We start from the raw sequence: 26,277 nt of genomic DNA, 5'->3' as shown, positions 1-26,277 counted from the left end.
TGTCTGACGCTCTTCGCGCAAGCGACTCATCGCACGTGCTGCGCGTTGCGGTCCCGAACAAGGGCACGTTGAGCGAGCCGGCCGCCGAAATTCTCTCGGAGGCGGGCTACCGACGCCGCACCGATCCCAAGGACCTGACCGTCATCGACCCGGTCAACAATGTCGAGTTCTTCTTCCTGCGGCCCAAGGACATCGCGATCTACGTCGGCTCGGGGCAGCTCGATTTCGGCATCACCGGACGCGATTTGGCCGCGGAGTCCGACGCGCCCGTTCGGGAGCGGCTGGCGCTTGGCTTCGGCTCGTCGACGTTCCGCTACGCCGCTCCCAAAGGCCGGGACTGGACCGTCGGCGACCTCGCCGGAAAAAGAATCGCCACCGCGTTCCCGAATCTGGTGCGGAAAGACCTGGCAGCCAACGCCATCGAGGCGACCGTCATTCGCCTCGATGGCGCCGTCGAGATCTCGGTAGCGCTCGGCGTTGCCGACGCCATCGCCGACGTGGTCGGCTCGGGCCGCACGCTGGGGCTGCACGATCTCGTCGCCTTCGGTGAACCGCTGTGTGATTCGGAGGCGGTGCTGATCGAGAACACCGATGCCGGCGACGACAACGCCTCCGCCCGTGACCAGTTGGCCGCGCGCGTGCAGGGTGTGGTGTTCGGCCAGCAGTACCTGATGCTGGATTACGACTGCCCGCGCACCGTGCTTGAGGCGGCCACCGCCGTCACCCCGGGATTGGAGTCGCCCACCATCGCTCCACTCGCCGATCCGGCGTGGGTGGCCGTGCGAGCGCTGGTCCCACGGCGCGACGTCAACGCGATCATGGACAAGATCGCGGCCATCGGCGCCAAGGCGATCCTGGCGTCCGACGTCAGGTTCTGCCGCTTCTGACTACGGCCGGTCGAGTCGGCGTTTGCGTGTTAGCGTCCGGGTGACATTTTCACTGGCCGGAGGTTCGCATGACGTATTTTCTGGTGCTGCTGTTGGCCCTACTGATCGGTGCGGTCGCCGGTCTGCGCGCACTGTCCGCGCCCGCGGCGGTGGCCTGGGGCGGGGCGCTCGGCTGGATCAGCCTCGACGGCACATGGGCCCAATGGGTAGCGCATCCGATCACGGTGGCCGTACTGACCGTTCTGGCGCTGGGTGAACTTGTCACCGATCAGCTTCCCAGCACACCGAGCAGGCGGGTCCCGATGCAGTTCGGGGCGAGGCTGGCGACCGGCGCGTTCTCGGGTGCCGTGCTGGCTACCGGCGCCGTCCTCAACCCGACGGCGTGGGTCGTGATCGGTGCCATCGGGGCGGCGCTGATCGGCGCCGTGATCGGCACGCTCGGCGGCGCGGAGGCGCGGCAGAAGCTCGTCGCAGCCACCGGAGGACGCGATCTGCCGGTCGCGCTCGTCGAGGACGCCATCGCGATCGTCGGCGGATTTGCAGTAGTCGCGCTGGCGTCGGTCATCTGAATGGCTACTGCACCACAGAGATTCGATGCGATAGTCATCGGCGCAGGGCAGGCCGGACCGCCATTGGCCGGGCGGCTGACCGCCGCGGGTCGGACTGTCGCGGTGATCGAGCGAAAACTGGTCGGCGGCACGTGCGTGAACTACGGATGCATCCCGACCAAGACACTGGTAGCCAGCGCGCACGCGGCGCACGTCGCTCGCCGCGGCGTCGAATACGGTATCGGCACAGGCGATGTCAGCGTGAACATGACAAAGGTCAAGGCCCGCAAGGACACGGTGATGACCGGCGATCGCACAGGCCTCGAGTCGTGGCTGGAGGGCATGGACAATTGCACGCTCATCCGTGGTCATGCCCGCTTCGAGGACCCGCACACCGTGCGCGTCGGCGACCAGGTGCTGGCCGCCGACAAGATCTTCCTCAACGTCGGCGGCAGGGCGGTGGCGCCGGATATGCCGGGGCTCTCCGACGTCGACTACCTGACCAACGTCGGCATCCTCGACCTGGACACACTGCCGGAGCATCTCGTGATCATCGGCGGCAGCTACATCGCACTCGAATTCGCGCAGATGTACCGCAGGTTCGGTGCAGAGGTCACCGTCATCGAGAAGGGTCCGCGGCTGACCTCCCGCGAGGACAAGGACGTGTCGGCGGCCATCAAGGAGATTCTCGAGAACGAGGGCATCGCTATCGAACTCAATGCGTCGGCCGTCTCGTTCCGCAAGCGCGACAACGGCTTCGAGGTGACACCGCGCGAAGGCGCCGACCCTATCGCGGGCACCCACCTGCTGATGGCGATCGGCCGCAGGCCCAACACTGACGACCTGGGCCTGGAGAACGCGGGCGTGGAAACGGATTCGCGCGGCAACATCATCGTCGACGACGAGTGCCGGACCAACGTCGAACACATCTGGGCGATGGGCGACTGCAACGGACGCGGCGCGTTCACCCACACCTCGTACAACGACTTCGAGATCGTGGCCGCCAACCTGCTCGACGACGACCCGCGCAAGATCAGCGACCGCGTGCCCACCTATGCGCTCTACATCGATCCACCGCTCGGCCGGGCAGGGCTGACCGCCGATCAGGTGAGCGAGTCAGGCCGAAAAGCGTTGGTGGGCAAGCGGCCGATGACCAGGGTCGGCCGCGCCGTCGAGAAGGGGGAGACCCAGGGCTTCATGAAGGTCGTCGTCGACGCGGAGACCGAGGAGATTCTCGGCGCCGCGATCCTCGGCGTCGGTGGCGACGAGGTGATACAGGACATTCTCGACGTCATGACCGCCAAGCTGCCGTACACCGCGATATCCCGCACGATGCACATCCACCCGACCGTCAGCGAACTGGTGCCGACGATGCTTCAGGAGCTGACGCCGCTCGGCCGAGATTGAGCTGCCGGGTCACCGTGGTCACACGCTGCCCGAGGTGGTGGCAGGTCGCGACATCAGTGGCATGCACGCCCTCGGGCGGCGCGTCGACGTCTGTCTGCGCGCCTGCGCCGATGAAGAAGCCCAGCCTGTTCAGGTTGTCCTCGCTGCCGGTCGAGCTGTTCCAGCCTGGCGGCAAACCTAACTCACCCAATGCATGTGGTGCTGGGCGGCGATTTATCAAGCGCGGGCGGCGCGCATCAGGCGCGCAGTTGACCGATTTCGGCGATGTTCTTGGTCAGTTCGACGTTCACCCACAGCGCGGTATGGATGATCGTGCGGTTCGCGTCGGCGCCCCACGGAAAAGTCGATGGCTCCGTGCGTTGATCGTCCGTCAGTTCGGTCAGGGTCGCACGCCACCGCTCAGCCAGGTCGCGCAGTCGGGTCACCGCCGCCGCACCGTTGCCTGGCCAGGTGACGTCGACGCGATCCGGCGGCGTCGCGCCGGTGACGTGAGCGACGGCCGTCGACCACCACCACATGATGTGCCAGGTCAGCCAGTCGATCGTCGGTACCGGCACCGGATCGGGTTCGGTCTCGGCGCAGTCGGGGTGCCAGACATCGGCGTCATCGGGACGCACCGACCATGTCAAATCCGTTGGCTCCCAGAAGAAATCGCTTTCAGTCAGCTCGGACAAGTGCAACTCGGCCAGTGTCCACACGAGGTCGAACTGCCAGACGACGTCGTCGGTCATTTTCGCCGTTGCACCAGCAGCGTCTGGGCACACGTTCCGATGAACCCGTGCCGGTCGAAGATCTCGGCGGTGGTCACCCCGATGCCGTCGGGCCCGATGGAGCCTCTCGTGCGCAGCGCGAAGTCATTGCCGACGGGGATCCGGTGCACGTGCATCGCGGTGTCGGTGTTCATGAACACGAAGTCGGCCGGATCAATGGCCGCGCCTGCGCCGTTGGCGCAGTCGACGACAAGGGCGAGGCGTTGCGTCGGTGTCATGTCCTCGTCGTCGACGAGGTGTGCGAGCGGGCTGAGCCACACCACGGGAGACCCGTTGTCCTGCTCGCGTTGCCTGCGCCAGCTGATCGCCTCCAGGTAGCCGGCCGCGCCTTCCCAGCTGTGCGGCACGGGGTCGGCGTCGCCCTCGACGACCGGCGGAAACCGGTCGGTCGCGACCTCGGCGGTGTCACTGGTGGCCAACAGCCATGCCGATGCGCGCGCGACCGCCCGGTCCCGACCGCCGGGTCGCGCGGCCACCATCTCGGCCGCCAGCAGCGAGATGCGACTGCCCCGACGCTCCACCCAAGCCCGAACCCGTACCTGGGCGACGGGAATCGCACCGAGAATGTTCATCGCCACCCGGCCGATGCGCATCGCGGGGGAGGTCGCGTTCGCACTGAGTTCCTCGATCAGTTTCGTCATCAGCGCCAGCGGCGGCGAACCGTGCTGGATCTGCGGATCCCAGTTGCTGCGGGTGAGATCCGTCGACTCGAAAAGCTGAAATTCGCCATCGGTGCCGAGCCGCCGGTAGTGACTGTCGCTCATGCCTCGGCTCCCGCTCCCTCCGGTCCTCGCTGCGCTGCGATCCTCACTCACGCTCGCCTTCGGGGTCACGCAGCGGGCTCAGCGGAAAACAGCACCGCGTCCTCGCCGCCCTCAGCGGGATGCGCCGGCCAACCCGGATAGGGCGGTGGCGTGCCGCCGAACACCGGGCAGTGCGCGTGGTGTGCACACCAGTCGCACATCCGCGACGGGTGTGGCCGGAAATCGCCTGTCGCTCCCGCGGATTGGATGGCCTCCCAGATCGCGATCAACGTCTTCTCGAACCGCTCGAGCTCGTCGAGGTCGGGGGAGTAGTCGAGCACCTGACCGTCGGCCAGATACAGCAGCCGAAGCCGTGCGGGCAACACGCCGCGCGACCGCAACAGCGCGACGGCATAAAATTTCATCTGGAACATCGCCTTGAACTCGGCCAGCGCCCGCGCCTCCGGCGGCGCCTTGCCCGTCTTGTAGTCGACGACCCTCAGCTCACCGGTGGGCGCGACGTCGATGCGGTCGACGAATCCGCGCAGCAGCGTTCCGTCGGCGAGTTCGACCTCGACGCGCTGTTCGCAGCTCTCGGGGTCGAACCGGGTCGGATCCTCGAGCCGGTAGTACCCCGACAACAGCGCCCTGGCCTCTTCGAGCAGCTCCTCCCGGACAGCCGGATCGATGTCGCCGGCGAGGTCGGGCGACTCGGCGACGATGCGATCCCACGCGGGGGCGACCAACGACCTCGCGGCCTCCGGGACGCGGTCCGCCGCTGGAAGCGCGTAGAGCTGTTCGAGCGCGGCATGCACCACCGAGCCGCGCAGCTGAGCCGTCGACGGCGGCTCAGGCAGCCGGTCGATGGCGCGGAACCGGTAGAGCAACGGGCACTGTTTGAAGTCGCTGGCCCGAGACGGCGACAGCGCGGGCTTTCGGCGCTCCGCCGGTCGCGACGGGACCTCCTGCTGGTCCATGACCGGCAGCTTATGACCGAGGGGCGACAACCCCGGGCACGCGCGTCGGCGCGTCTGCTGGCAGGCTGATGGGCTGTGCCAAGAACCGGTCCGTTCGCCGTCGGCGATCGCGTGCAACTCACCGACGTGCGGGGCAGGCACTACACCGTGGTGCTGACCGCCGGTGGCGAATTCCACACCCACCGCGGTGCGATCGAGCACGACGCGCTGATCGGACTGCCCGAGGGCAGTGTGGTCAAGTCGGCCAACGGCGACCCGTTTCTGGCGCTGCGCCCCCTGCTGGTGGATTACGTGATGTCGATGCCCCGCGGCGCCCAGGTCATCTACCCCAAGGATGCGGCCCAGATAGTGCACGAGGGGGACATCTTTCCCGGCGCACGGGTGCTGGAGGCGGGCGCAGGCTCGGGCGCTATGACCTGTTCGTTGCTGCGCGCCGTCGGCCCCGAGGGCCGGGTGGTGTCCTACGACCTTCGCGACGATCACGCGGTGCACGCGTCACGCAATGTCGAGACGTTCTTCGGCGGCCTGCCCGACAACTGGGATCTGGTCATCGGTGACATCACCGAATACGCCGGACCCGAGGTGGACCGCGTGGTGCTGGACATGCTTGCGCCGTGGGAGGTGCTTCCCAAGGTCGCCGAGGCGCTCCTCGCCGGCGGGGTTCTGATCGTCTACGTGGCGACGGTGACCCAACTGTCCCGGGTCGTCGAGGCCCTGCGCGAGCAGCAGTGCTGGACCGAGCCGCGGGCCTGGGAGACGATGCAGCGCGGCTGGCACGTGGTGGGCCTGGCCGTCCGGCCGCAACAGAGCATGCGCGGCCACACGGCTTTCCTGATCAGCGCGCGAAAGCTCGCGCCAGGGGCCGTCGCGCCGATGCCTGTGCGCCGCAGGAAACAGACTTAGTCGTCGTCGCTGCGCCGCAGGCCGCGGCGGACCGACAGCAATTCCATCTCCGGTCGTGCGGCGACAAGGCGCTCGGCGGCGTCGAGCACCTCCACCACGTGTGTGCGGTCGCTCGACACCAAGGCCAGCCCGATACCGGCACGCCTGTGCAAATGCTGGGATCCGGTCTCGGCGGCGGAGACGGCGAACCGACGGTGCAGTTCGGCGATCACGGGGCGGATGGCGGAGCGCTTCTGTTTGAGCGAATGCACGTCACCGAGGAGCAGGTCGAACTCGAGCCAGCCGATCCACATAGCGGGGATCGTCACGGAGGTGGCGACGGAGCGGTCGCTCCTTCGCCGAAATCGAGCAGTAGATTCGCGGTCTTACGGTTCAGCAGCCAGCCGTCGCGCACGGGCGTGAACTCCATCGGAAAGCTGAACTTCCCCGGCGGCTTGTTGGCTGTCGTCACGTTGACCGTTGCCACCACGTTTCCCGCCTCGGCGTCCGACCACCTCAGGTCGACGGCCGCGAACGTCAGCGGCAGCGCGCCGCTGTCGGCCAGAGCCTTGCCGAACTTGTCCAGCGCCGCGGCATCGTCGGCCGTCGCCAACTCCACGAGCCCGATCTTGTCGGCACCCGGAACGGCCGGGTCGGCCAGCCGGTTGAGGACGTCGATCAGCGCCCCGGGTGCCGGCAGCGGAGAGGAGGCGGGTGGCGCGACCGGTGCCGCAGCGGCGGCCGTCGTCGTCGGCTCCGCAGGCGGCGGGGTGTTGGTGGAGCACGCTGAGACCCCGAGCACGCCACAAAACGCGAGAGCGACCACCGGAAGTACCGTTGGCCGCTCTCGAACAGTGGGGGTCAGAATCACCCCAAGGCGTTGATCACCGAAGACGCCGAGGCGGCGGTGACCTTCCACGTACCCGCTTCGTTCACGAAAGTGATCGGCATGGTCTGGCCCGCGGCGGAGATCTGCGACGTCGCAGTGGGGCCGCTACACGAGGGCTGCGCGATGCTGATCGACGTCGGCAGGGTGCCCTTGGCGTACAGGTTCCGCAGTGTGCCGTTGGCGAGCTTTCCGGTGGTGAAGCCCAGCGGGGGCGAGATCAGCTGACCCTTGGGGCCCGCGAAGTCGCCGCCGGGAGCGATCAGGGTGTCGACGACCCCCTGCAAGGTGCCCGCATCCACGCATTGGTCAGCGAAGGCGATCGCGGGAGATGCAATGGACGTCACACCCACCGCCGCACCGCCGACGGCGGCAACTGCTGCAACGCCGGTTACGAGGGATTTCAGGGTCACGGCTTTCCTTCCGATTGGCTCAAGTCAAGCTTCAGGTTAACAAGTGTTGCTGGTGTGTCGAATGGCTACACCACACACAAAGGCTGAATCGCCGGTAGCGTTGATGTTGTTACTGCACCAACATCCGGTGCAGGGAGGGAGCGCAACATGAGCGAGTCAGAGCGTTCTGAACCTTACGGGGCATCGGATCCCGGTGACGAAGCGGCCGAGCTGGAGCAGCTTCGCCGCGAGGCGGCGCTGCTCCGAGAGCAGCTGGAGAACGCGGTAGGGCCGCAGAGCGGTCTTCGTAGCGCGCGTGATGTGCATCAGCTCGAGGCGAGGATCGATTCGCTCGCTGCCAGGAACTCCAAGCTGATGGAAACCCTCAAAGAGGCCCGCCAGCAGTTGCTCGCGCTGCGCGAAGAGGTCGACCGGCTCGGTCAGCCGCCGAGCGGCTACGGGGTGCTGCTTGGCGCGCACGACGACGACACCGTCGACGTGTTCACCTCGGGCCGCAAGATGCGGCTGACGTGCTCGCCGAACATCGACACGAAGTCGCTCAAGCAGGGTCAGACGGTCCGTCTCAACGAGGCGCTGACCGTCGTCGAGGCCGGAAACTTCGAATCGGTGGGAGAAATCTCCAGCCTGCGCGAAATCCTTTCCGACGGACACCGGGCGCTCGTGGTCGGTCACGCCGACGAGGAGCGCATCGTCTGGCTCGCTGAGCCGCTCGTTGCCGCGGCCGATCTGCCCGACGGCTATGACGATGAGCTCGGCGACGACCGGCCGCGCAAGCTGCGGCCAGGCGACTCGCTTCTGGTCGACACCAAGGCGGGGTACGCGTTCGAGCGCATTCCCAAGGCCGAGGTCGAGGACCTCGTCCTGGAAGAGGTGCCCGATGTCAGCTACCTGGACATCGGCGGCCTGACCCGCCAGATCGAGCAGATCCGCGACGCGGTCGAGCTGCCGTTCCTGCACAAGGAGCTGTACCGGGAGTACTCGCTGCGTCCGCCCAAGGGTGTGCTGCTCTACGGCCCGCCCGGCTGCGGTAAGACGCTGATCGCCAAGGCGGTGGCCAACTCGCTGGCCAAGAAGATGGCTGAGGTGCGTGGCGACGACGCCCGCGAGGCGAAGTCGTACTTCCTCAACATCAAGGGTCCCGAGCTGCTGAACAAATTCGTCGGCGAGACCGAACGCCACATCCGGCTGATCTTCCAGCGGGCGCGTGAGAAGGCATCCGAGGGCACCCCGGTGATCGTGTTCTTCGACGAGATGGACTCGATCTTCCGCACCCGCGGCACAGGTGTGAGCTCCGACGTGGAGACGACGGTGGTCCCGCAGCTGCTGTCGGAGATCGACGGTGTCGAGGGTCTGGAGAACGTCATCGTGATCGGCGCCTCCAACCGCGAGGACATGATCGACCCCGCGATCCTCCGGCCAGGCCGACTGGACGTCAAGATCAAGATCGAACGCCCGGATGCCGAAGCGGCTCAGGACATCTTCAGCAAGTACCTGACCGAGAGTCTTCCGGTGCACGCCGACGACCTCGCCGAGTTCGGCGGTGACCGGGCGGCCTGCATCAAGGCGATGATCGAGAAGGTCGTCGACCGGATGTACGCAGAGATCGACGACAACCGGTTCCTCGAGGTCACCTATGCCAACGGTGACAAGGAAGTCATGTACTTCAAGGACTTCAACTCCGGGGCGATGATCCAGAACGTGGTCGACCGCGCGAAGAAGAACGCGATCAAGTCTGTGCTGGAGACCGGGCAACCGGGTCTTCGCATCCAGCATCTGCTCGACTCGATCGTCGACGAGTTCGCCGAGAACGAGGACCTGCCCAACACCACCAATCCTGATGACTGGGCACGGATCTCGGGCAAGAAGGGCGAGCGGATCGTCTACATCCGCACGCTGGTCACCGGCAAGTCGTCGAGCGCATCGCGGGCCATCGACACCGAGTCCAACCTGGGTCAGTACCTGTAGCACGCTGGCGGAAGAACTAGGCGGTCGTCATCTCGCGGTAGGCGTCGCGGCCGGCCAGGCTCGTCGCCACGTCGGACACCAACGGGTCGAAGAACCGCTGCCGGTACAACGGGTCGACGCTGGTACTCACCGTGAAGTACAGCCCCGACAGCACCGCGACGAACAACGACGTGTGTACCACCGTCTGCGGTATCGGAATGTGAACCCCGAACCACGTTCCGGCACAGGGTGGTTCCCCGACCGGGCAGGTCTCCTCGGCAGACCACAGCACGGTCACGTCGTCGGGGATGGCGATGAAGCCAAGCGCGAGGAAGAACGCGAACAGTCCGGTGGTGAAGAACACCACCTGGATCGCCTGCGACACCACCATCACCGCCACCACGTTGACCTGCTCGGCCAGCGACAGCGGCGTGCGAGCCGGATGCCGATCGGCCCCGATCTCCAGCGGGGTGGCCGCCAACAGGCGCGCCGGGTCGTGCTGCTCGGCCCTGTCGTCGCGCAGGGCCTGCACTTCGTCGCGAATCGTGGTGACCATGAAGACGATCGCCACGACCGCGAGGAATCCGATTGTCTGCCAGAGCCGTTGGCGGGTCATCCGGGCCGCCAGCTGCCACAGCTCACCGGTGAAATACACCACCACCGTGAGCATCAGCAGCGGCAGCGCCCGGCTCATCAGGGTGCCGAGCGCGCCGACCTGCACCATGGCATACCGGAACGCCCACAACGCAATCGCACCGAAGCCCAGGTACGTCAACCAGATCACCAGCAGCGCGACGACAGCGAAGCCGAAGATCTCCGCGGCGGCGAATCCCGAGAATCCGCTGTCGGCGAAGGGAAGTCCGAACACGAACAGGGCTATCACCAACAGCGCGGCCGACCGCCTGCCCGCCTTGCCGAGCCTGGTGCCCATCTGGTGCAGCAGGTACAGCGCGAACGGAGCGGCGATCAGTACCAGCGTCAGCACTCCCAGCCGGATCACATTCGCGAAATCGGCATCGCCGCCGGTCAGCTCGGCCAGCATCATCGTCAACGCGATGATCGCGCCGACGCCGCTGACCGCAGGCGCCGACCGTTCGATCAGCGCGCGCGAACGCACCCGACAGGTCAACACCAGCGGCAGGCCGCGGTGCAGAAACCACTGGTGAACCTGTCGCATATCCGCCACGGCACACATTGTGCGGTAGAGATGGCGAAATTCCAGTGCTGATGATGGACTGATGCCGATGCGTCGACGACATCGGTGGAGCTGGGGCATATCCGCGCGCTCGGCCCTTGTGGCGGCCACGGTCGTGTTCGTGGCGCTCACCGCGGCAGGCGCGATACTCGCTATCTGTTGGCATGAGAAGCGCACACTGCCAGCTCGTCGTTGACCTGCAGGCATGCGAGCCTGAAAATTCGCCGCTGTGAAATCGCTAAGAAACGGTTACGAGGCGGTGCGCGAAACGGCCGCTCGGTAGCGGCTCCGCGCGACGAGCGTCAGCCGCAGGTCGTCGATCAGCGGGTCGATGAACCTGGCACGGTAGTCGGCGTCGCCGACCGCACGTGCGCTGATGTACATGAATGTCAGTGCGGCAAGGAACATGCTGGTCTGAATCAATGCCTGCGGTACGGGCAGCGTCATACCGAGGATGTCGCCGTCGCCCGACCCGTTGCGCGTCCACAGCGCGAGCAGTTCGGGGCTGAGCAGGATCAGGCCGAGCACGAAGAAGATGAGGCCCGCGACGATGGCCACCAGCCCGACCTGAAGCACCTGCGAGGTGGCAAGGACGAAAACCACATTGACACGCTCGCCCGGAGACAACGGCTGTGCGGTCGCAGGATCCGGCATCGACTCGAACGGGGTGCCCGCGAGCCGTCCGTCGTCGTCGTCGGACCGGCGGGAGCCCGCCAACATCGCTCTTACCTTGTCGATCGTGGCCGACGTGATGAATGCGACGGCGAGCAGGCCGAGGAACAGGAGCGCAAGCCACAACCGGGGCCTGCTTATGGTCGACGCCATCGACCACACATAGGTGTTGAAGAACACCAGTACGGTCAGCAGCACCACCGGAAGCGCGCGGACGAACAGCGCGCCGATGAACGAGAGGTTGTCAGCGGCGGTGCGCAGAGCCCATCCGAGGATGGATCCGACACCGCTGGCGGTGAGCACCAGCGCGGCGACGATCACGATCACCTCGACCACGAGGTTGGCGAAAACCCGCTCACTCGGCCCGCCCAGAAAGCTGCCCACAGTCACCACGAGGACTGAAGCCGTTGCGACGACCGTGCGGGTGCTCACGCTCGTGATGCGGGAGACGCGCCAGCCGACCAGCGCTGCGACCGGTGCCACGAGTATCAGCAACCCGAGCACGAACCACTCGTTACGGGTGGGATGGCCGTTGATGTCGATCGTGTGTTTACCGCTGATCGCCACCACCAAGATTGAATTGACCATGAACACCGCATAGGCGGCCAGTGCAGGCGCCGACCGCGGCCACAGCCTCCGTAGGAGAGCTCCTGGCCGGAGGACCGCGGGCAGGCCTCGCTCGAGGAACCACCGGTCGGCCGCCCGCCGTTGCGCGGTCTCCGCAGAAACCATCGGTGCATCTCCCGTCATCAGTCGTGCATGGCCCGCCGCTGCGGCGAACCGCTGTGCTGAATGCTGCTCACCGCATCCGGCGGCCAGTGGATCGGCAAGGAACCCAGGCGCCGAGCGTGGCCGCGAACCGGCTGGCAGTCGCGCTGCGATCGGGCTGCTCGGAAGGCACGGTCGCAGGCTACTTGGGGCCGTCACCTAGGCTTACGGATATGCAACGGATTATCGGGACCGAGGTCGAGTACGGCATCTCGTCGCCGTCCGACCCGACCGCGAATCCGATCCTGACGTCGACGCAGGCGGTGCTTGCGTACGCGGCCGCCGCCGGCATCCAGCGGGCCAAGCGCACGCGCTGGGACTACGAGGTGGAGTCGCCGCTGCGCGACGCGCGAGGCTTCGACCTGAGCCGGTCTGCCGGACCGCCGCCCATCGTCGACGCCGACGAGGTCGGTGCGGCCAACATGATCCTGACCAACGGCGCCCGGCTGTACGTCGACCACGCGCACCCCGAATACTCGGCGCCCGAGTGCACCGACCCGCTTGACGCCGTCATCTGGGACAAGGCGGGCGAGCGTGTCATGGAGGCCGCGGCGCGCCATGTCGCCAGCGTGCCCGGCGCCGCGAAGCTGCAGCTCTACAAGAACAACGTGGACGGCAAGGGTGCGTCCTACGGGTCGCACGAGAACTATTTGATGTCGCGACAGACGCCGTTCTCCGCGGTGATCGCCGGGCTCACCCCGTTTCTGGTGTCGCGCCAGGTCATCACGGGCTCGGGGCGCGTCGGCATCGGCCCGTCGGGCGACGAACCCGGCTTCCAGCTGTCGCAGCGGTCGGACTACATCGAGGTCGAGGTCGGCCTGGAGACGACGCTCAAGCGCGGCATCATCAACACCCGCGACGAGCCGCACGCCGACGCCGACAAGTACCGCAGGCTGCACGTCATCATCGGCGACGCCAACCTCGCCGAGACGTCCACCTACCTCAAACTGGGCGCCACCTCACTGGTGCTCGACCTGATCGAAGAGGGCATGGACCTCACCGACCTGGCGCTGGCCCGGCCGGTGCACGCCGTGCACGTCGTCAGCCGCGACCCGTCGCTGCGCGCGACCGTCGCGCTCGCCGACGGCCGTGAGTTGACCGGCCTTGCGCTGCAACGGATCTACCTCGATCGGGTGGCGAAGCTGGTGGACAGCCGCGACCCCGACCCCCGCGCCGCTGACGTCGTTGCGACCTGGGCGACCGTCCTCGACCTGCTCGAGCGCGACCCGATGGAGTGCGCCGAGATCCTCGACTGGCCCGCCAAGCTGCGATTGCTCGAAGGCTTCCGCAACAGGGAGAACCTGAGCTGGTCCGCCCCCCGCCTGCACCTGGTCGACCTGCAGTACTCCGACGTCCGCCTCGACAAGGGGCTTTACAACCGCCTGGTGGCGCGCGGATCGATGAAGCGGCTGACCACCGAACAGCAGGTGCGCGACGCCGTGGACAATCCGCCGATCGATACCAGGGCCTACTTCCGCGGGGAATGCCTTCGCCGGTTCGGCGCCGACATCGCGGCCGCCAGCTGGGACTCCGTGATCTTCGATCTCGGTGGCGATTCGCTCGTGCGGATTCCAACCCTCGAGCCGCTGCGCGGTAGTAAAGCGCACGTCGGAGCACTGCTGGACTCCGTGGACAGCGCCGCGGAATTGGTAGAGCAGCTCACTAACTAGCCGCGCTATCCCAGGCAAACCGGCCGCCGAACGGTAGGGTGGAGTAACGGCGGGCGGCGACACGGCCCGCCGGCTACAGGCTTAGACGAGGTGGAGGCAGCGATGGCTCAGGAGCAGACCAAGCGTGGCGGTGGTGGTGGCGAGGACGACGACCTCACCGGCAGCACGGCCGCCGGGCAGGAGCGTCGCGAGAAGCTGACCGAGGAGACCGACGATCTGCTCGACGAAATCGACGACGTGCTCGAGGAGAACGCCGAAGACTTCGTCCGCGCATACGTCCAGAAGGGTGGACAGTGAGCTGGCCGCACCGCGATCAGCTGCACTTCCCGTCACCCCTTCCCGGAGCGCCCTCTGTGCCTCAAGCCTTCTATGCTCCTCACGTGCGCTACGACTCCTATGCTCCTCACGTGCGCGTCGACCTGTCGTCCTTCTCTGAACTGCTGCGCCGCCAGGCGCCCGAGCTTCTACCCGTGAACAGAACCGGCCATGAAGTCGTCGGTGCGGGGGAAATGCTGCCGCACGGCACCACGATCGTCGCGCTGACGTTCCCCGGCGGCGTGGTGATGGCGGGTGACCGGCGCGCGACGCAGGGCAACATGATCGCCAGCCGCGATGTGAAGAAGGTGTACATCACCGACGACTACACCGCGACGGGCATCGCGGGCACCGCGGCGATCGCCGTCGAGTTCGCCCGCCTCTACGCCGTCGAACTCGAGCACTATGAGAAGGTCGAAGGCGTCCCGCTCACGTTCCCCGGCAAGGTGAACCGGTTGGCGACGATGGTGCGCGGCAACCTCGGAGCCGCACTGCAGGGCTTCGTCGCGCTGCCACTGCTCGCCGGCTACGACCTCGACGATCCGGACCCGGAGGCGGCGGGACGCATCGTGTCCTTCGACGCGGCGGGCGGCTGGAACTTCGAGGAAGAGGGCTACCAGTCGGTGGGATCGGGCTCGATCTTCGCCAAATCGTCGGTGAAGAAACTGTATTCACAAGTCACCGATGCCGAGTCGGCCCTGCGGGTGGCGATCGAAGGGCTCTATGACGCCGCCGACGACGACTCTGCCACGGGCGGACCGGATCTGGTCCGCGGCATCTACCCGACCGCTGTCCTCCTCGGGGCCGACGGCGCCGAGGAGGTACCCGAGGAGCGGATCGCCGCGCTGGCCCGTGAGGTCATCGAAAGCCGTTCCCGCGAAGACACATTCCGCCACACGGCGGGTCCGTCGACCGATGCGCGGGGCGACTCGACATGAGCTTCCCGTATTTCATCTCACCCGAGCAGGCGATGCGGGAGCGTTCGGAGCTCGCGCGCAAGGGCATCGCCAGGGGCCGTAGCGTGGTGGTACTGGCCTACGACTCCGGCGTGCTGTTCGTCGCCGAGAACCCGTCGCGGTCGCTGCAGAAGGTCAGCGAGCTGTACGACCGGGTGGGGTTCGCGGCGGTCGGCCGCTTCAACGAATTCGACAACCTGCGCCGCGGCGGCATCCAGTACGCCGACACCAGGGGCTACGCTTACGACCGCCGCGATGTCACCGGTCGCCAGCTGGCCAATGTGTACGCGCAGACGCTCGGCACGATCTTCACCGAACAGGCCAAGCCCTACGAGGTGGAGTTGTGCGTCGCCGAGGTCGCCCACCACGGCGAGACCAAGGCGCCTGAGCTGTACCGCATCACCTACGACGGCTCGATCGCCGACGAACCGCACTTCGTGGTGATGGGCGGAACGACCGAGCCGATCATCGAGAAGCTCAACGAGTCGTACGCGGAGAACACCAAGCTCTCGGATGCGGTGAAGATCGCCGTCGACGCGTTGAAGGCGGGCGGTAACGGATCGGACGCCCGCCGCCGCCTGGGACCCGACACCCTCGAAGTGGCCATCCTCGACGCGAGCAGGCCGCGGCGGGCGTTCCGGCGCATCACCGGACCGGCTCTGGAGGCCGTGCTGCCCGACGACGACTCCGGCGAGCCCGAAAACTCGAAGGAATAGGCCACTCGAAGATCACGCCGCGAGTGGCGCGAGTGGGTAGTGTCCCATCTCGGCGCGACGAGATGAGCGGTGAGCGGATATGGACGGTCAACCCGATCTCCTGATCGGCGGAGTGTGGCGGCATGCATCCGACGGCGGGACACGTGAGATCGTCAACCCTGCCGACGGTAGCGTCGCCGCGGTGGTCGACGAGGCCACCCCGGACGACGCGCGCGATGCCGTCGCGGCCGCTCGGAAGGCGTTCGACGACGGCGAATGGCCTGCGACACCCGTGACGCAACGTGCCGCGCTCCTCGACCGCGTCGGCGATCTGCTCGAGCGTGACAAGGAGTCGCTCGCCGAGCTGGAAACCAGGGACACCGGCAAGACGCTTGTCGAGAGCCGCATCGACATCGACGACGTCACATCGGTTTTCCGGTATTACTCCCGGCTTGCAGGCGTCGAAGCCGATCGCCTCGTCGACGTCGGCGACCCCGCCGTCGTCAGCCGCGTGGTGCGTGAGCCCATCGGCGTGTGCGTGCTGATCGCGCCGTGGAACTACCCGCTTCTGCAGATGTCGTGGAAGGTGGCTCCTGCGATCGCCGCCGGCTGCACGATGGTCGCCAAGCCGAGCGAGGTCACGCCACTGAGCACGATCGCGTTCGTCCACCTTCTCGAAGAGGCGGGGGTGCCCGCTTCGGTGGTGAATCTGGTGCAGGGCAGCGGCGCAACGCTGGGCGCCGCGCTGACCGACACTCCCGACGTCGACTTCATCTCGTTCACCGGGGGACTGGCCACCGGCAAGACCATCTCCAAGGTCGCCGCCGAACACGTAACCAAGGTCGCGGTCGAACTCGGCGGCAAGAACCCGCATATCGTGTTCGCCGACGCCGACTGGGAGAGCTCCGTCGACCAGGTGCTCACGGGCGTCTTCCTGCACTCCGGTCAGGTCTGCTCGGCGGGCACCCGGGTGATCGTGGAGGAGTCCATCGCCGACGACTTCGTCGCCGCGCTGGCCGAGCGCGCCGAGAAGATCCGGCTTGGCAACGGGATGGACTCCGCGAGCGAAACCGGGCCGCTGGTCTCCGAGCAGCACCGGGCCAAGGTCGAGGGGCATGTCCAGCAAGGCATTTCGGAGGGAGCCAAACTGGTCACCGGCGGCGCGCGGCCGAGCGACCCGGCGCTGGCGAACGGCTACTTCTACCTGCCGACGATCTTCGACCAGTGCGACCGCTCGATGCGAATCGTGCGGGAGGAGACGTTCGGACCGATTCTCACAGTGGAGCGGTTCGCGGGCGAAGCGGAGGCGATAGCACTGGGCAACGACACGGAGTACGGTCTCGCGGCGGGCGTGCGAACGTCGGATCAAGCCCGGGGCGAGCGTGTGGTGCGGGCACTTCGGCACGGCACGGTGTGGCTCAACGACTTCGGCTACTACACAGCGGCGGCGGAGTGGGGCGGATTCGGACAATCGGGTAATGGCCGCGAACTCGGCCCGACGGGGCTCGCCGAATACCAAGAAATGAAACACATCTGGCACAACACCGCACCCCAACCCGCCGGCTGGTTCAAGGGCTAGAAAGAGAGCACCCATGGCGATCAAGGATTCGCACGCCGACAGCGGCATGGAGGACTTCGGGTACAAGGAATCGCTGGACCGCAGCATCGGCAAGTTCGCCAGCTTCGCAGCCGGGGTTAGCTACATCTCGATTCTAACCGGCACATTCCAGCTGTTCTACTTCGGCTTCGGCACAGCGGGTCCGGCCTATCTGTGGTCGTGGCCGATAGTGTTCGTCGGGCAGATGGCCGTCGCCTTGTGCTTCATGGAACTGGCCGCGAAATATCCGGTGGCAGGCTCGGTATACAACTGGTCGAAGAAGCTGGCGAGCAGGTTGGTCGGCTGGACGTCGGGCTGGTTGATGCTGACCGCGTCGATCGTGACCATCTCCGCGGTCGCGCTGGCCTACCAGCTCAACCTGCCCCGATTGTGGAGCGGTTTCCAGATTATCGGAGACGGCACCGGCGAGTACGACTACGCCGCCAATGCGGTCATTCTTGGCACGGTGTTGATCGCGTTCACCACGCTGATCAACGCACTCGGCGTGAAGCTGATGACCAGGATCAACAGCAGCGGCGTGTTCATCGAGCTCATCGCCGCCGTCCTGATCGTCGTCCTGCTGGCGGTCAATGTTCAGAACAGCCCCGACATCTTCTTCTCCACCAACGGATACGGCCAGGGGGAGAGCATGGGTTTCCTCGGCGCCTTCCTGATCGCGTCGCTGGCGTCGGGCTATGTGATGTACGGCTTCGACACCGCCAGCTCGCTGGGAGAAGAGACGGTCGAGCCGCGGCGCACCGCGCCGAAGGCCATCGCCCGGGCGATCCTGGCATCGTTCGTGATCGGCGGCGGCATCCTGGTGTTCGCGGTGATGGCCGCGCCGAACCTGCAGGACCCGCAGCTCGGTGAGAGCAGCGGAGGCTTGCAGTACATCGTCGAGCAGGTGATGTGGGGACCGCTGGGCAAGATCTTCCTGATCTGCATCGTGATCGCGGTGACCGTCTGCACCCTCGCTGTGCACACCGCCGCGATCCGCCTCACGTTCGCGATGGCCCGGGACAACGCGCTGCCGTTCGGCGAGAAGCTCGCAACGGTCAACCCGAAGACCCAGACCCCGATCATTCCCGCGGTGACCATCGGGATCATCTCGGTGATCATCTTGGTGCTCAACATCGCCAACGCACAGATCTTCACGGTGCTGACGTCGATCGCGATCATCATGATTTATCTTGCCTACCTGATGGTGACGGGCCCGCTGCTCAAGAAGCGCCTTCAAGGGCAGTGGCCGCCAGCGGATCTCAAGGAGGGCGGCTACTTCACGATGGGGCGGTGGGGCCTGCTGGTCAACATCGTCGCCGTGGTGTGGGGCGTCGGCATGGCGGTCAACCTGGCCTGGCCGCGCGCCGCGGTCTACGGCGAGCCCTGGTACAACACCTGGGGCGCATTCGTCTACATCGGCGTGATCCTCGGCGCCGGTCTGCTGTGGTATTTCGTCAAGGGTCGTCACCACATCGGGACTTTGGAGTCGCACGCCGCGGAGACGGTGGCAGAAGCGAAGGTCGAGAAGCCTCTCGAGCAGGCCTGAAATGGCTCAGGATGTTGGTCCTCCTCACGTGCGGGTCACCGGCACATTCGACTATGTGATCGCCGGTGGCGGGACGGCGGGATGCGCACTGGCGGCGAGACTTTCGGAAGATTCGGACGTCACTGTCTGTCTACTGGAGGCGGGCCCGTCGGACGTCGGCGACGACAACATCCTGGTGTTGTCCGAGTGGATGCATCTGCTTGACTCCGGATACGACTGGGACTACCCGGTGGAACCGCAGGAACGAGGGAACTCGTTCATGCGACACGCGCGGGGCAAGGTGCTCGGCGGCTGCTCGTCACACAACTCGTGCATCGCGTTCTGGCCGCCGGCGGAGTGTCTCGACGAATGGGTGACCATGGGCGCCGACGGGTGGAGCGCCGCCGAGATCCTGCCGCTGGTAAAGCGATTGACCGGCACCGTCGGTTTGCGTGACGTGCCGCCCGACGACCCGTGCGGCGTCGCGGTGCTCGAGGCGGCCGCGAAGGTCGGGATGCCGACCGTTGCGTTCAATCGCGGCGAGACGGTGCGCAACGGCGCGGGCTGGTTCCAGATCAACGCCGCCGAAGACGGCACCCGCAACTCCAGCAGCCACGCGTACCTTCATCCGATCCTGGACTCGCGGAGCAACCTCGAGGTCCGCACCGACTGCTGGGTGGCCGAGGTCCTTTTCGGCAAGGGCAATACCGCGACCGGTGTCCGGTATCAGCGGCCGGACCTCACCGGCTATGACACGGTCTCCGCGCGGCGCGAGGTGGTGCTCACCGCGGGGGCGATCGACACCCCGAAGTTGTTGATGCTCTCGGGGATCGGCCCGAGCGTGCACCTGCGCGAGATGGGCATCGACGTCCGGGTCGATTCCCCCGGCGTCGGCTCGAACCTCGACGATCACGTCGAGGGACTGGTGTTCTGGGAGGCCGCCAAGCCGATGGTGACCACGTCGACGCAGTGGTGGGAGATCGGCTTGTTCACCACCGTTGATGACGACGCCGGCCAGCCGGATCTGATGATGCACTACGGCAGCGTGCCGTTCGACATGAACACGCTGCGCCGCGGCTATCCGACCACGAACAACGGGTTCTGCTTGACTCCCAACGTCACCCAAGGCCGGTCACGAGGCACAGTTCGCCTGCGCAGCAAAGATTTTCGCGACCGACCGCGGGTCGACCCGCGCTACTTCACCGACCCCGACGGCTACGACGACCGGATCATGCTGACCGGCGTCAAGCTGGCCCGCGCGATCGCCGCGCAGGAGCCGCTGGCCGAATGGGTCGGCCGCGAGCTCGCGCCAGGGCCCGATGCGACGACCGACGACGAACTGCTCGACTACATCCACCGGTGCCACAACACCGTGTATCACCCCGCCGCCACCGCGCGGATGGGGTCGGGAGGCGACCCGATGGCGGTCCTCGATCCGCAACTGCGGGTCAAGGGCGCCGAGCGACTGCGGGTGGTCGACGCGTCCGCGATGCCGAAGCTGCCCTCGGTCAACCCCAACATCACGGTGATGACGATGGCGGAGAAGTGTGCCGACCTCATCCGGGGGAGATGATTCGATAGAGAGTCTCGCGTCGTTTCTCGGCGAGCACACGCCCTTTCAGGCGGTGCCCGACGAGGAGCTCGCCGATCTGGCTGCCGGCTCGGAGTCGGTCGACTTCCCGGCGGGCGCCGTCGTCGCCGACTACTCGACCCGCGTGCCCGACGACGTGTGGATGGTGCGCAGCGGAGCTGTGACGCTGCAGGCGAGCACCGACGCGGCCACCATCGACACCGTCGGGCAGGGCGGGGTCTTCGGCTACACCCCGCTTCTCACCGGCGGCGGTATGGAGTTCGTGGCACGCACCACGGAGCCGAGCACGCTGATCCGGCTTCCCGGTGCGCTGGTGCGCGCCCAGTTCGCCAAGCCGGCGGGCCTTGCGTTCCTCGCGTCGACGGCATGGAACATGGGCAGCCGCACCGACCGCCCGACGATCGCACCGACGACCGACAGCAGGCCGGTCGGTGAACTCGTCCACGGCGACGTGCTGCTCGTCGCACCCGATTCGTCGGTGCGTGAGGTGGTGTGCCGGATGACCGAGCACCACGTGTCCTACGCGTTGATCCGGCTGCCCGACGGCGATTTGGGCATCTTCACCGACCGTGACCTCCGAACTCGGGTGGTGGCCGCGGGCGTCTCGATAGACGAGCCGATCACGCGGGTGATGAGCGCACCGGCGCGCCGCGTCACCGCTGACCTGACCGCGGAAACCGTGCTGATGGACATGCTCGAGTGCGGCATGAAGCACATGCCGGTGGTCAGCGCGCGAGGTGAGGTCGTCGGTGTGCTCGAAGACGCCGACCTGCTGGCGGCATCGGTCAGGCAGAGCTTCATCCTGCGTCGCTCCATCGGATCGGCAGCTGGCGCAACCGAATTGCAGGAGATCGGGCAAACCGTCACCGGGGTGGCCGGTGACCTGTTCCGCAACGGCACCAAGGCGTCGGCGACCAGTGCGATTCTCTCGGTCGTCATCGACAGCCTGGTGCGCAGGGCACTCGAATTGGCGCTGGCCGACGCGGCCGGCGGTATCGACGGGTTCGCATGGCTGACGCTCGGCAGTGTCGCCCGCCGTGAGGCGGTGCCCTCATCGGATGTGGACAGCGCGATGTCGTGGCGTGACGACATGTCCTCTGCGAGTGAGGCGTTGCGTGCGGTCGCCGCGCGCACCCACGAGATCCTCGAGGGCTGTGGCCTGCCGCATGACCGCAACGGCGCGGTCGCCTACGCGCCGCTGTTCTCGCGATCGCAGTCGGCATGGTTCGAAGCGGCGAAGGGCTGGCTCGACGATCCGCTACGCGACCAGGGCCTGATGATGTCGTCACTGCTCATCGACGGGCGGGTGGTCTGGGGCGACGCATCGCTGCACACGGTTCCCGCCGCCTATCGTTCGATGCGCGAGGAACATCCCGATGCGCTGCGGCTGCAGCGGCTCGAGGCGCTGGCCTCTCGGGTCAGGACCAGGTCGCTTCGCGATGTGCTGTCACGGCGCGGCGGCACCTTCGACCTCAAACAGCACGCGATCACACCGATCGTCAACCTGGCCCGGTGGGGCGGGTTGAGCGCCGACCTGGGGTCCGCGACGACGCCCGCCCGGCTGAGCGCCGCCGCGCAGGTCGGTGCGATCAGCGACAAGGACGCCGACATCCTGTGCGACGTTTTCGTCATGCTGCAGCGGCTGCGGATGGCCCATCAGGTCGCGCAGATCGCCGCGGGCCACACCCCGGGCGACGTGATCACCGTGTCCGAGTTGTCGCCGCTGAACCGCAGTCTGCTCAACGACGGTCTGCGCGAGATCGTGGCGGTGCAGCGCCGGGTGAAGAACGTCGTTATCCCGCCCGGCTAGCCCGCCTTGTGCAGTGTCGCCGAATCGCCGGTGATGACCGCAAGGATGCGGCGCCAGGAGTCCGACGGCGCGTTGACGATGTCGGTGTGTGCCCGCGGACCCGCCATCGGCCGACCGTCGTCGTAATCACCTGCAGCCAAACGGATCACGACGGGCATCTCGTCTGGGTCGGCACCGTGCGGGATGGCCGGATTGCCCTGCACCACCTCGATGAGGTCACCGGGTGCCGTCATCGAGAACCTCAGCACGTCGGGATTTCGGTTGTGCCAGTCCGACGGTTCGTCCACGCCGACGCCCGCGCCGGCCGCAGCGAGATAGAGCGTGCGGTCGGCGGTCAGCCCGAAGACCTCCGCGGTGCCCATGATCGAGCCGCCGTACGAGTGGCCGATGTAGGTGACGGGGATGTCGCGGCCGGTGGCGTCGACCGTGCGGTCGACGTCCTCGCTGAACGCCACCAGGCGTGGCGCCATGTCCAGCGCGTATCGGGGGTCGGCGGCCCGGGTGACGCCCGCGGCGACGTTGTCCCCGCGGGGAAACGCGCCGCCGAGGTAGGTGATCGCCGCGACCTCGCCGCGGGTGGCCGAGACGAAGCGCCTCGCCGTCGCGGTGTTCGCCGCCGAATCCTCGATCGTCGTGTTCATCCCGGGCACCATGACGGCGACGCTCGTGGCGGCTTTCACATTTCCGTTGAGCTCGATCAGCGATTCCCGCTGCGGGTCGAACGCGAGGATCTGCCTGTCCACCCGGCGGCCGCTGCGGGTCGGGTCGTCGACCTCGCCGAGCAGATCCTGGTAGAGGGCGATACGGCGCCGCGAGTCCGGGCTGTCGCTACGGCGCTCGTCGGCGATCGCCTGCGCGATGTTGGTGCGGTTGGCCGCGATTCGCATATTCCACGGCACACCGTCGGTGTTGCCGACCTGCTTGGGGAATTCGTCGATGAGCCGTTGACGCTGTTCGGGTGTCATCGCCTCGATCTGGCTCGCGATGCGGTCTTGCTCGATCGCCGACCAGCCCGCGACGACGTCGGCCATCGGCACCGGCCCCGCCCCGGCCGGCGCCGTCGAGGCCTTGGGTGCATGTTTCGGGTTCAGCGCCTCGGTGACGTCGGCTGCGGTGTCCGCGTCGGCCGCTGCGAGCCGGTCGAGGGCGGCCTCGACCTGTCCGTCGAGCGCCTCGGCCGCGACATGCGTGCTGCCGCCGGTCAGCGGAACGAGAAGTGGCGTTCGCTGGGACAGCAGTGTGATCAGAGCGCTTCGCGCCGTTGCCATTTGAGCCGCGCCGTCACGCGCCGCGACGGCGGCGGTGATCAGGCACCGCGTCGCCAGTGCGCCGTCGGCGGCGATGGTGGCGCCGTGACCGCGAGCCGCCTCGGCGGCCGATCCGGTCCAGTAGTCGCGGCTGCCCTGGATGGCACGTACGACACCGTCGACGCGGGTGCGTAGATCTGTTGCGGCGGCGTCCCATTCGTCGGCGGTGTCGCGCAGCGCGTCGGGGTTCCACGCCTCGGCCTGTGCGACCGTCAGCCTGCTCATCGGGGGAAGCGGTCGGCACTGCGGCTGTCGGCGCGCTCGAAGGCATCGGCGGCCATTCGTGCGGCCACCGCCCAACCGCGCATGTTCGCGATGACGTCGGCCAGTTTCGCCGCGATCAGATCGGGCGCGGGTACGGTGGCCACCGTCGAGCCCGCCAACTCGGCGGATGGTACTGTGGCCCAGTGTATTTCGGCGATGGCATCTGCGGCCTGTGTGACATGGTCGGCGACGGCTCGTAGCGCGTCCAGGTCGACTTCGGTGTTTCCCCCCATGCCTCATGCTGACAGATCAGCGTGCCGCGGCGCTGATGTTATCCACAGGGGCCTCGTTGCGGCGGGATGCCCAGCCGACGTAGGTCAGCCACAATCCGACGGCGGTGAGCGCGAGGAAGAAGATCCGCGCGCCGAGCAGCAGGACGGGGCGGCTCAGCGTCTCTGTGGTTCCTGATTCGATCGCGCTCGGAAAGCCCATCAACGCCAGCCCGCACAGCGCGACGAACCACCCGAACAGCGAGATGGCGACCGCGGAGGCGCTGTACCAGTACTGGTGGAAGGCGATGATCATCAGCCCGCAGGCGAGCATCATCGCGCCGAGGATCCACGGCAGCACGGCGTTGCCGAACAGGTCGTCGACCACTGTGCCGAGACCGGGTAGCCGAACGGCAACGACCACGGTCGCCGCGGTGACGACGGGCCGATGACCCGGGCGAAGGCCACAACACCCCTGCGCTCGAGGCGATCATCACGCAGGGCTGCGAGGAAGGCGTGTTCGACACCACGCACCCGCATGAAGCGGCCATCATCATCGCGGGGATGGGGCTGCATCTGGCCGATGCGATCATCGACGCCATCGACGAGGACGGAACGGACCCAATCGGCGCCGGCGGGTCTCGCGCGGGCAGCGTCGTCGCCGCCTACACCGATGCAGTCGAGCGAATTCTCGGCGCGCCGGCTGGATCGCTGACGCTGCAGGAAAGCCTGCCTATCGGCGCGGCTGATGCGCCGCCATCCCAAACCAACCCGTAAGCTCGATGAGGTGCAGCGACGGATCATGGGCATCGAGACTGAATTCGGTGTGACCTGCACCTTTCATGGGCATCGGCGGCTGAGCCCCGACGAGGTCGCCCGCTATCTGTTCCGCCGCGTGGTGTCGTGGGGTCGAAGCTCCAACGTCTTCCTCCGCAACGGTGCGCGGCTGTACCTCGATGTCGGAAGCCACCCCGAATACGCGACCGCCGAATGCGACAGCCTCGTACAGCTGGTCACCCACGACCGCGCCGGGGAGCGCGTGCTGGAAGACCTGCTGATCGACGCCGAGCAGCGGCTGGCCGACGAGGGCATCGGCGGCGACATCTACCTCTTCAAGAACAACACCGACTCGGCGGGCAACAGCTACGGCTGCCACGAGAACTACCTGATCGTGCGGGCGGGCGAGTTCTCCCGCATCTCCGATGTGCTGCTGCCGTTCCTGGTCACCCGCCAACTCATCTGCGGTGCGGGCAAGGTGTTGCAGACGCCGAAAGCCGCCGCTTTCTGCCTGAGCCAGCGTGCCGAGCACATCTGGGAGGGCGTTTCGTCGGCGACCACCCGCAGCCGCCCCATCATCAACACCCGCGACGAACCGCACGCCGACGCCGAGAAGTACCGGCGCCTGCACGTCATCGTCGGCGACTCCAACATGAGCGAGACCACCACCATGCTCAAGGTCGGCACGGCGTCGCTGGTGCTGGAGATGATCGAATCCGGCGTCGCGTTCCGGGACTTCTCGCTGGACAACCCCATCCGGGCGATCCGTGAGGTCAGCCACGACCTCACCGGACGCCGGCCGGTCCGGCTGGCGGGCGGACGGCAGGCCAGCGCCCTGGACATCCAGCGCGAATACCACTCGCGGGCGGTCGAGCACCTCGGGAGCCGTGAACCGAACCCGCAGCTCGAGCAGGTCGTCGATCTGTGGGGACGACAACTCGACGCCGTCGAGAGCCAGGACTTCGCGAAGGTCGACACCGAGATCGACTGGGTGATCAAGCGCAAGCTGTTCCAGCGCTACCAGGACCGCTACAACATGGAGCTGTCCGACCCGAAGATCAGCCAACTCGACCTGGCCTACCACGACATCAAACGCGGCAGGGGAGTCTTCGACCTGCTGCAGCGCAAGGGTCTGGCGACGCGGGTGACCACCGACGAGGAGATCGAGGACGCGGTGAACACGCCGCCGCAGACCACGCGGGCCAAGTTGCGCGGCGAGTTCATCAGCGCCGCACAGGAAGCCGGCCGCGATTTCACCGTCGACTGGGTCCACCTCAAGCTCAACGACCAGGCTCAGCGCACCGTCTTGTGCAAGGACCCGTTCCGCTCGGTCGACGAGCGGGTGAAGCGGCTCATCGCGTCGATGTAGCGCGAGCGCACACCCATGTACGGGTTCGGCCCTGAAATCTGTACAAGATTGAGCGCTCGACAGTTGTCCACAGGGCCTACTGGCGACATCTCGTGGCCGC

The 26,277-nt window shown here is 66.9% G+C and carries 26 protein-coding genes and 1 pseudogene; 15 read left to right on the top strand and 12 right to left on the bottom strand.

The features are described 5' to 3' along the window. Positions 1 to 35: 35 nt before the first annotated feature. The 3 genes from hisG to C6A82_RS15710 all read left to right on the top strand — a co-directional run bounded on the left by hisG (position 36) and on the right by C6A82_RS15710 (position 2,842). Positions 36 to 887: an ATP phosphoribosyltransferase gene (gene hisG, locus C6A82_RS15720; protein WP_105347655.1), complete on the top strand. Its 852-nt coding sequence runs from the start codon at positions 36 to 38 to the stop codon at positions 885 to 887. A 68-nt stretch (positions 888 to 955) separates the two neighbouring features. Continuing rightward, complete coding sequence (locus tag C6A82_RS15715; protein ID WP_105347653.1) at positions 956 to 1,456, top strand: DUF4126 family protein; 501 nt, start codon at positions 956 to 958, stop codon at positions 1,454 to 1,456. Next, positions 1,457 to 2,842 (top strand): FAD-containing oxidoreductase, encoded by a 1,386-nt coding sequence (locus C6A82_RS15710; RefSeq protein WP_105347651.1) that lies wholly within the window; start codon positions 1,457 to 1,459, stop codon positions 2,840 to 2,842. On the opposite strand, the pseudogene C6A82_RS15705 reads toward C6A82_RS15710, so the two are convergent. The 4 genes and pseudogenes from C6A82_RS15705 to C6A82_RS15690 all read right to left on the bottom strand — a co-directional run. After that, positions 2,787 to 3,052 (bottom strand): annotated as a pseudogene (locus C6A82_RS15705) (NADPH-dependent FMN reductase); the annotation flags it as partial. The gene C6A82_RS15710 and the pseudogene C6A82_RS15705 sit on opposite strands and share 56 nt — an antisense overlap. Positions 3,053 to 3,078: 26 nt before the next feature. Then, positions 3,079 to 3,573, bottom strand: coding sequence for a DinB family protein (locus tag C6A82_RS15700; protein WP_105347649.1), 495 nt, complete (start codon positions 3,571 to 3,573; stop codon positions 3,079 to 3,081). After that, complete coding sequence (locus C6A82_RS15695; protein WP_105347647.1) at positions 3,570 to 4,376, bottom strand: thioesterase family protein; 807 nt, start codon at positions 4,374 to 4,376, stop codon at positions 3,570 to 3,572. The genes C6A82_RS15700 and C6A82_RS15695 overlap by 4 nt, the downstream gene beginning before the upstream one ends. A gap of 65 nt (positions 4,377 to 4,441) precedes the next feature. Then, complete coding sequence (locus C6A82_RS15690) at positions 4,442 to 5,332, bottom strand: RecB family exonuclease (protein WP_105347646.1); 891 nt, start codon at positions 5,330 to 5,332, stop codon at positions 4,442 to 4,444. A gap of 75 nt (positions 5,333 to 5,407) precedes the next feature. Here C6A82_RS15690 and C6A82_RS15685 point away from each other — a divergent pair, with 75 nt between their 5' ends. After that, the gene (locus tag C6A82_RS15685; RefSeq protein WP_105347644.1) at positions 5,408 to 6,235 is read left to right on the top strand and encodes a tRNA (adenine-N1)-methyltransferase; all 828 of its coding nucleotides are present in this window, start codon (positions 5,408 to 5,410) and stop codon (positions 6,233 to 6,235) included. On the opposite strand, the gene C6A82_RS15680 is transcribed toward C6A82_RS15685, so the two are convergent. The 3 genes from C6A82_RS15680 to C6A82_RS15670 are packed head-to-tail and all read right to left on the bottom strand — an operon-like array spanning position 6,232 to position 7,513. Further along, positions 6,232 to 6,528 (bottom strand): DUF503 domain-containing protein, encoded by a 297-nt coding sequence (locus tag C6A82_RS15680; protein ID WP_105347642.1) that lies wholly within the window; start codon positions 6,526 to 6,528, stop codon positions 6,232 to 6,234. The two genes, C6A82_RS15685 and C6A82_RS15680, sit on opposite strands and share 4 nt — an antisense overlap. An 11-nt stretch (positions 6,529 to 6,539) precedes the next feature. After that, on the bottom strand, positions 6,540 to 7,040 hold the full coding sequence (locus C6A82_RS15675; protein WP_199193905.1) for a hypothetical protein: 501 nt from the start codon (positions 7,038 to 7,040) through the stop codon (positions 6,540 to 6,542). Positions 7,041 to 7,081: 41 nt separating this feature from the next. Next, positions 7,082 to 7,513: a hypothetical protein gene (locus C6A82_RS15670; protein ID WP_105347641.1), complete on the bottom strand. Its 432-nt coding sequence runs from the start codon at positions 7,511 to 7,513 to the stop codon at positions 7,082 to 7,084. 147 nt (positions 7,514 to 7,660) lie between these two features. Here C6A82_RS15670 and arc point away from each other — a divergent pair, with 147 nt between their 5' ends. Continuing rightward, entirely contained in the window at positions 7,661 to 9,478 is a 1,818-nt protein-coding gene (gene arc / locus C6A82_RS15665) for a proteasome ATPase (RefSeq protein WP_105347639.1), read from the top strand. Positions 9,479 to 9,494: 16 nt separating this feature from the next. Here arc and C6A82_RS15660 read toward each other — a convergent pair whose 3' ends face one another. Beyond that, a complete protein-coding gene (locus C6A82_RS15660) occupies positions 9,495 to 10,652 on the bottom strand; it encodes a hypothetical protein (protein WP_105347637.1) in 1,158 nt (385 codons plus the stop codon). Between the two features lie 249 nt (positions 10,653 to 10,901). Next, positions 10,902 to 12,056, bottom strand: coding sequence for a hypothetical protein (locus tag C6A82_RS15655; RefSeq protein ID WP_105347665.1), 1,155 nt, complete (start codon positions 12,054 to 12,056; stop codon positions 10,902 to 10,904). A 209-nt stretch (positions 12,057 to 12,265) separates the two neighbouring features. Here C6A82_RS15655 and dop point away from each other — a divergent pair, with 209 nt between their 5' ends. The 8 genes from dop to C6A82_RS15615 all read left to right on the top strand — a co-directional run bounded on the left by dop (position 12,266) and on the right by C6A82_RS15615 (position 22,251). Then, positions 12,266 to 13,762 carry a pup deamidase/depupylase gene (dop, locus tag C6A82_RS15650; RefSeq protein WP_105347635.1) on the top strand — a complete coding sequence of 499 codons (1,497 nt, stop codon included), beginning with the start codon at positions 12,266 to 12,268 and terminating at the stop codon, positions 13,760 to 13,762. 102 nt (positions 13,763 to 13,864) lie between these two features. After that, on the top strand, positions 13,865 to 14,059 hold the full coding sequence (locus tag C6A82_RS15645; protein WP_046365221.1) for a ubiquitin-like protein Pup: 195 nt from the start codon (positions 13,865 to 13,867) through the stop codon (positions 14,057 to 14,059). Then, positions 14,056 to 15,015 carry a proteasome subunit beta gene (gene prcB, locus C6A82_RS15640; RefSeq protein WP_105347633.1) on the top strand — a complete coding sequence of 320 codons (960 nt, stop codon included), beginning with the start codon at positions 14,056 to 14,058 and terminating at the stop codon, positions 15,013 to 15,015. Before C6A82_RS15645 ends, prcB begins: the two co-directional genes overlap by 4 nt. Beyond that, positions 15,012 to 15,749, top strand: coding sequence for a proteasome subunit alpha (gene prcA / locus C6A82_RS15635; RefSeq protein WP_105347632.1), 738 nt, complete (start codon positions 15,012 to 15,014; stop codon positions 15,747 to 15,749). Before prcB ends, prcA begins: the two co-directional genes overlap by 4 nt. Positions 15,750 to 15,828: 79 nt before the next feature. Next, positions 15,829 to 17,307 (top strand): aldehyde dehydrogenase family protein, encoded by a 1,479-nt coding sequence (locus C6A82_RS15630; protein ID WP_105347630.1) that lies wholly within the window; start codon positions 15,829 to 15,831, stop codon positions 17,305 to 17,307. Positions 17,308 to 17,320: 13 nt separating this feature from the next. Continuing rightward, positions 17,321 to 18,871: an APC family permease gene (locus C6A82_RS15625; RefSeq protein WP_105347629.1), complete on the top strand. Its 1,551-nt coding sequence runs from the start codon at positions 17,321 to 17,323 to the stop codon at positions 18,869 to 18,871. Position 18,872: 1 nt separating this feature from the next. Next, positions 18,873 to 20,423 (top strand): GMC family oxidoreductase, encoded by a 1,551-nt coding sequence (locus tag C6A82_RS15620; RefSeq protein WP_105347627.1) that lies wholly within the window; start codon positions 18,873 to 18,875, stop codon positions 20,421 to 20,423. Beyond that, positions 20,398 to 22,251: a putative nucleotidyltransferase substrate binding domain-containing protein gene (locus tag C6A82_RS15615; RefSeq protein ID WP_105347626.1), complete on the top strand. Its 1,854-nt coding sequence runs from the start codon at positions 20,398 to 20,400 to the stop codon at positions 22,249 to 22,251. The genes C6A82_RS15620 and C6A82_RS15615 overlap by 26 nt, the downstream gene beginning before the upstream one ends. Here the strand turns inward: C6A82_RS15615 and C6A82_RS15610 are convergent. Genes C6A82_RS15610 through C6A82_RS15600 form a run of 3 tightly spaced genes read right to left on the bottom strand, consistent with a single transcriptional unit; the run spans position 22,248 to position 24,455 of the window. After that, positions 22,248 to 23,783 carry an alpha/beta hydrolase gene (locus C6A82_RS15610; RefSeq protein ID WP_105347624.1) on the bottom strand — a complete coding sequence of 512 codons (1,536 nt, stop codon included), beginning with the start codon at positions 23,781 to 23,783 and terminating at the stop codon, positions 22,248 to 22,250. The genes C6A82_RS15615 and C6A82_RS15610 overlap by 4 nt on opposite strands. Next, on the bottom strand, positions 23,780 to 24,055 hold the full coding sequence (locus C6A82_RS15605; protein ID WP_105347623.1) for a hypothetical protein: 276 nt from the start codon (positions 24,053 to 24,055) through the stop codon (positions 23,780 to 23,782). Before C6A82_RS15605 ends, C6A82_RS15610 begins: the two co-directional genes overlap by 4 nt. 16 nt (positions 24,056 to 24,071) lie before the next feature. Further along, positions 24,072 to 24,455, bottom strand: coding sequence for a hypothetical protein (locus tag C6A82_RS15600; RefSeq protein WP_233217089.1), 384 nt, complete (start codon positions 24,453 to 24,455; stop codon positions 24,072 to 24,074). Positions 24,456 to 24,547: 92 nt separating this feature from the next. Between C6A82_RS15600 and C6A82_RS15595 the strand changes: the two genes are divergently transcribed. Together C6A82_RS15595 and pafA are read left to right on the top strand one after the other, a co-directional pair. Next, a complete protein-coding gene (locus C6A82_RS15595) occupies positions 24,548 to 24,808 on the top strand; it encodes a hypothetical protein (protein WP_105347621.1) in 261 nt (86 codons plus the stop codon). 10 nt (positions 24,809 to 24,818) lie between these two features. Continuing rightward, positions 24,819 to 26,177, top strand: coding sequence for a Pup--protein ligase (gene pafA, locus C6A82_RS15590; protein WP_105347620.1), 1,359 nt, complete (start codon positions 24,819 to 24,821; stop codon positions 26,175 to 26,177). Positions 26,178 to 26,277: the final 100 nt, after the last annotated feature.

It is taken from the genome of Mycobacterium sp. ITM-2016-00318 (assembly GCF_002968285.2).
Taxonomy (GTDB): Bacteria; Actinomycetota; Actinomycetes; order Mycobacteriales; family Mycobacteriaceae; genus Mycobacterium.
Note: the sequence above shows the minus strand (reverse complement) of the source record. Positions and strands in the feature narration are given on the sequence as shown.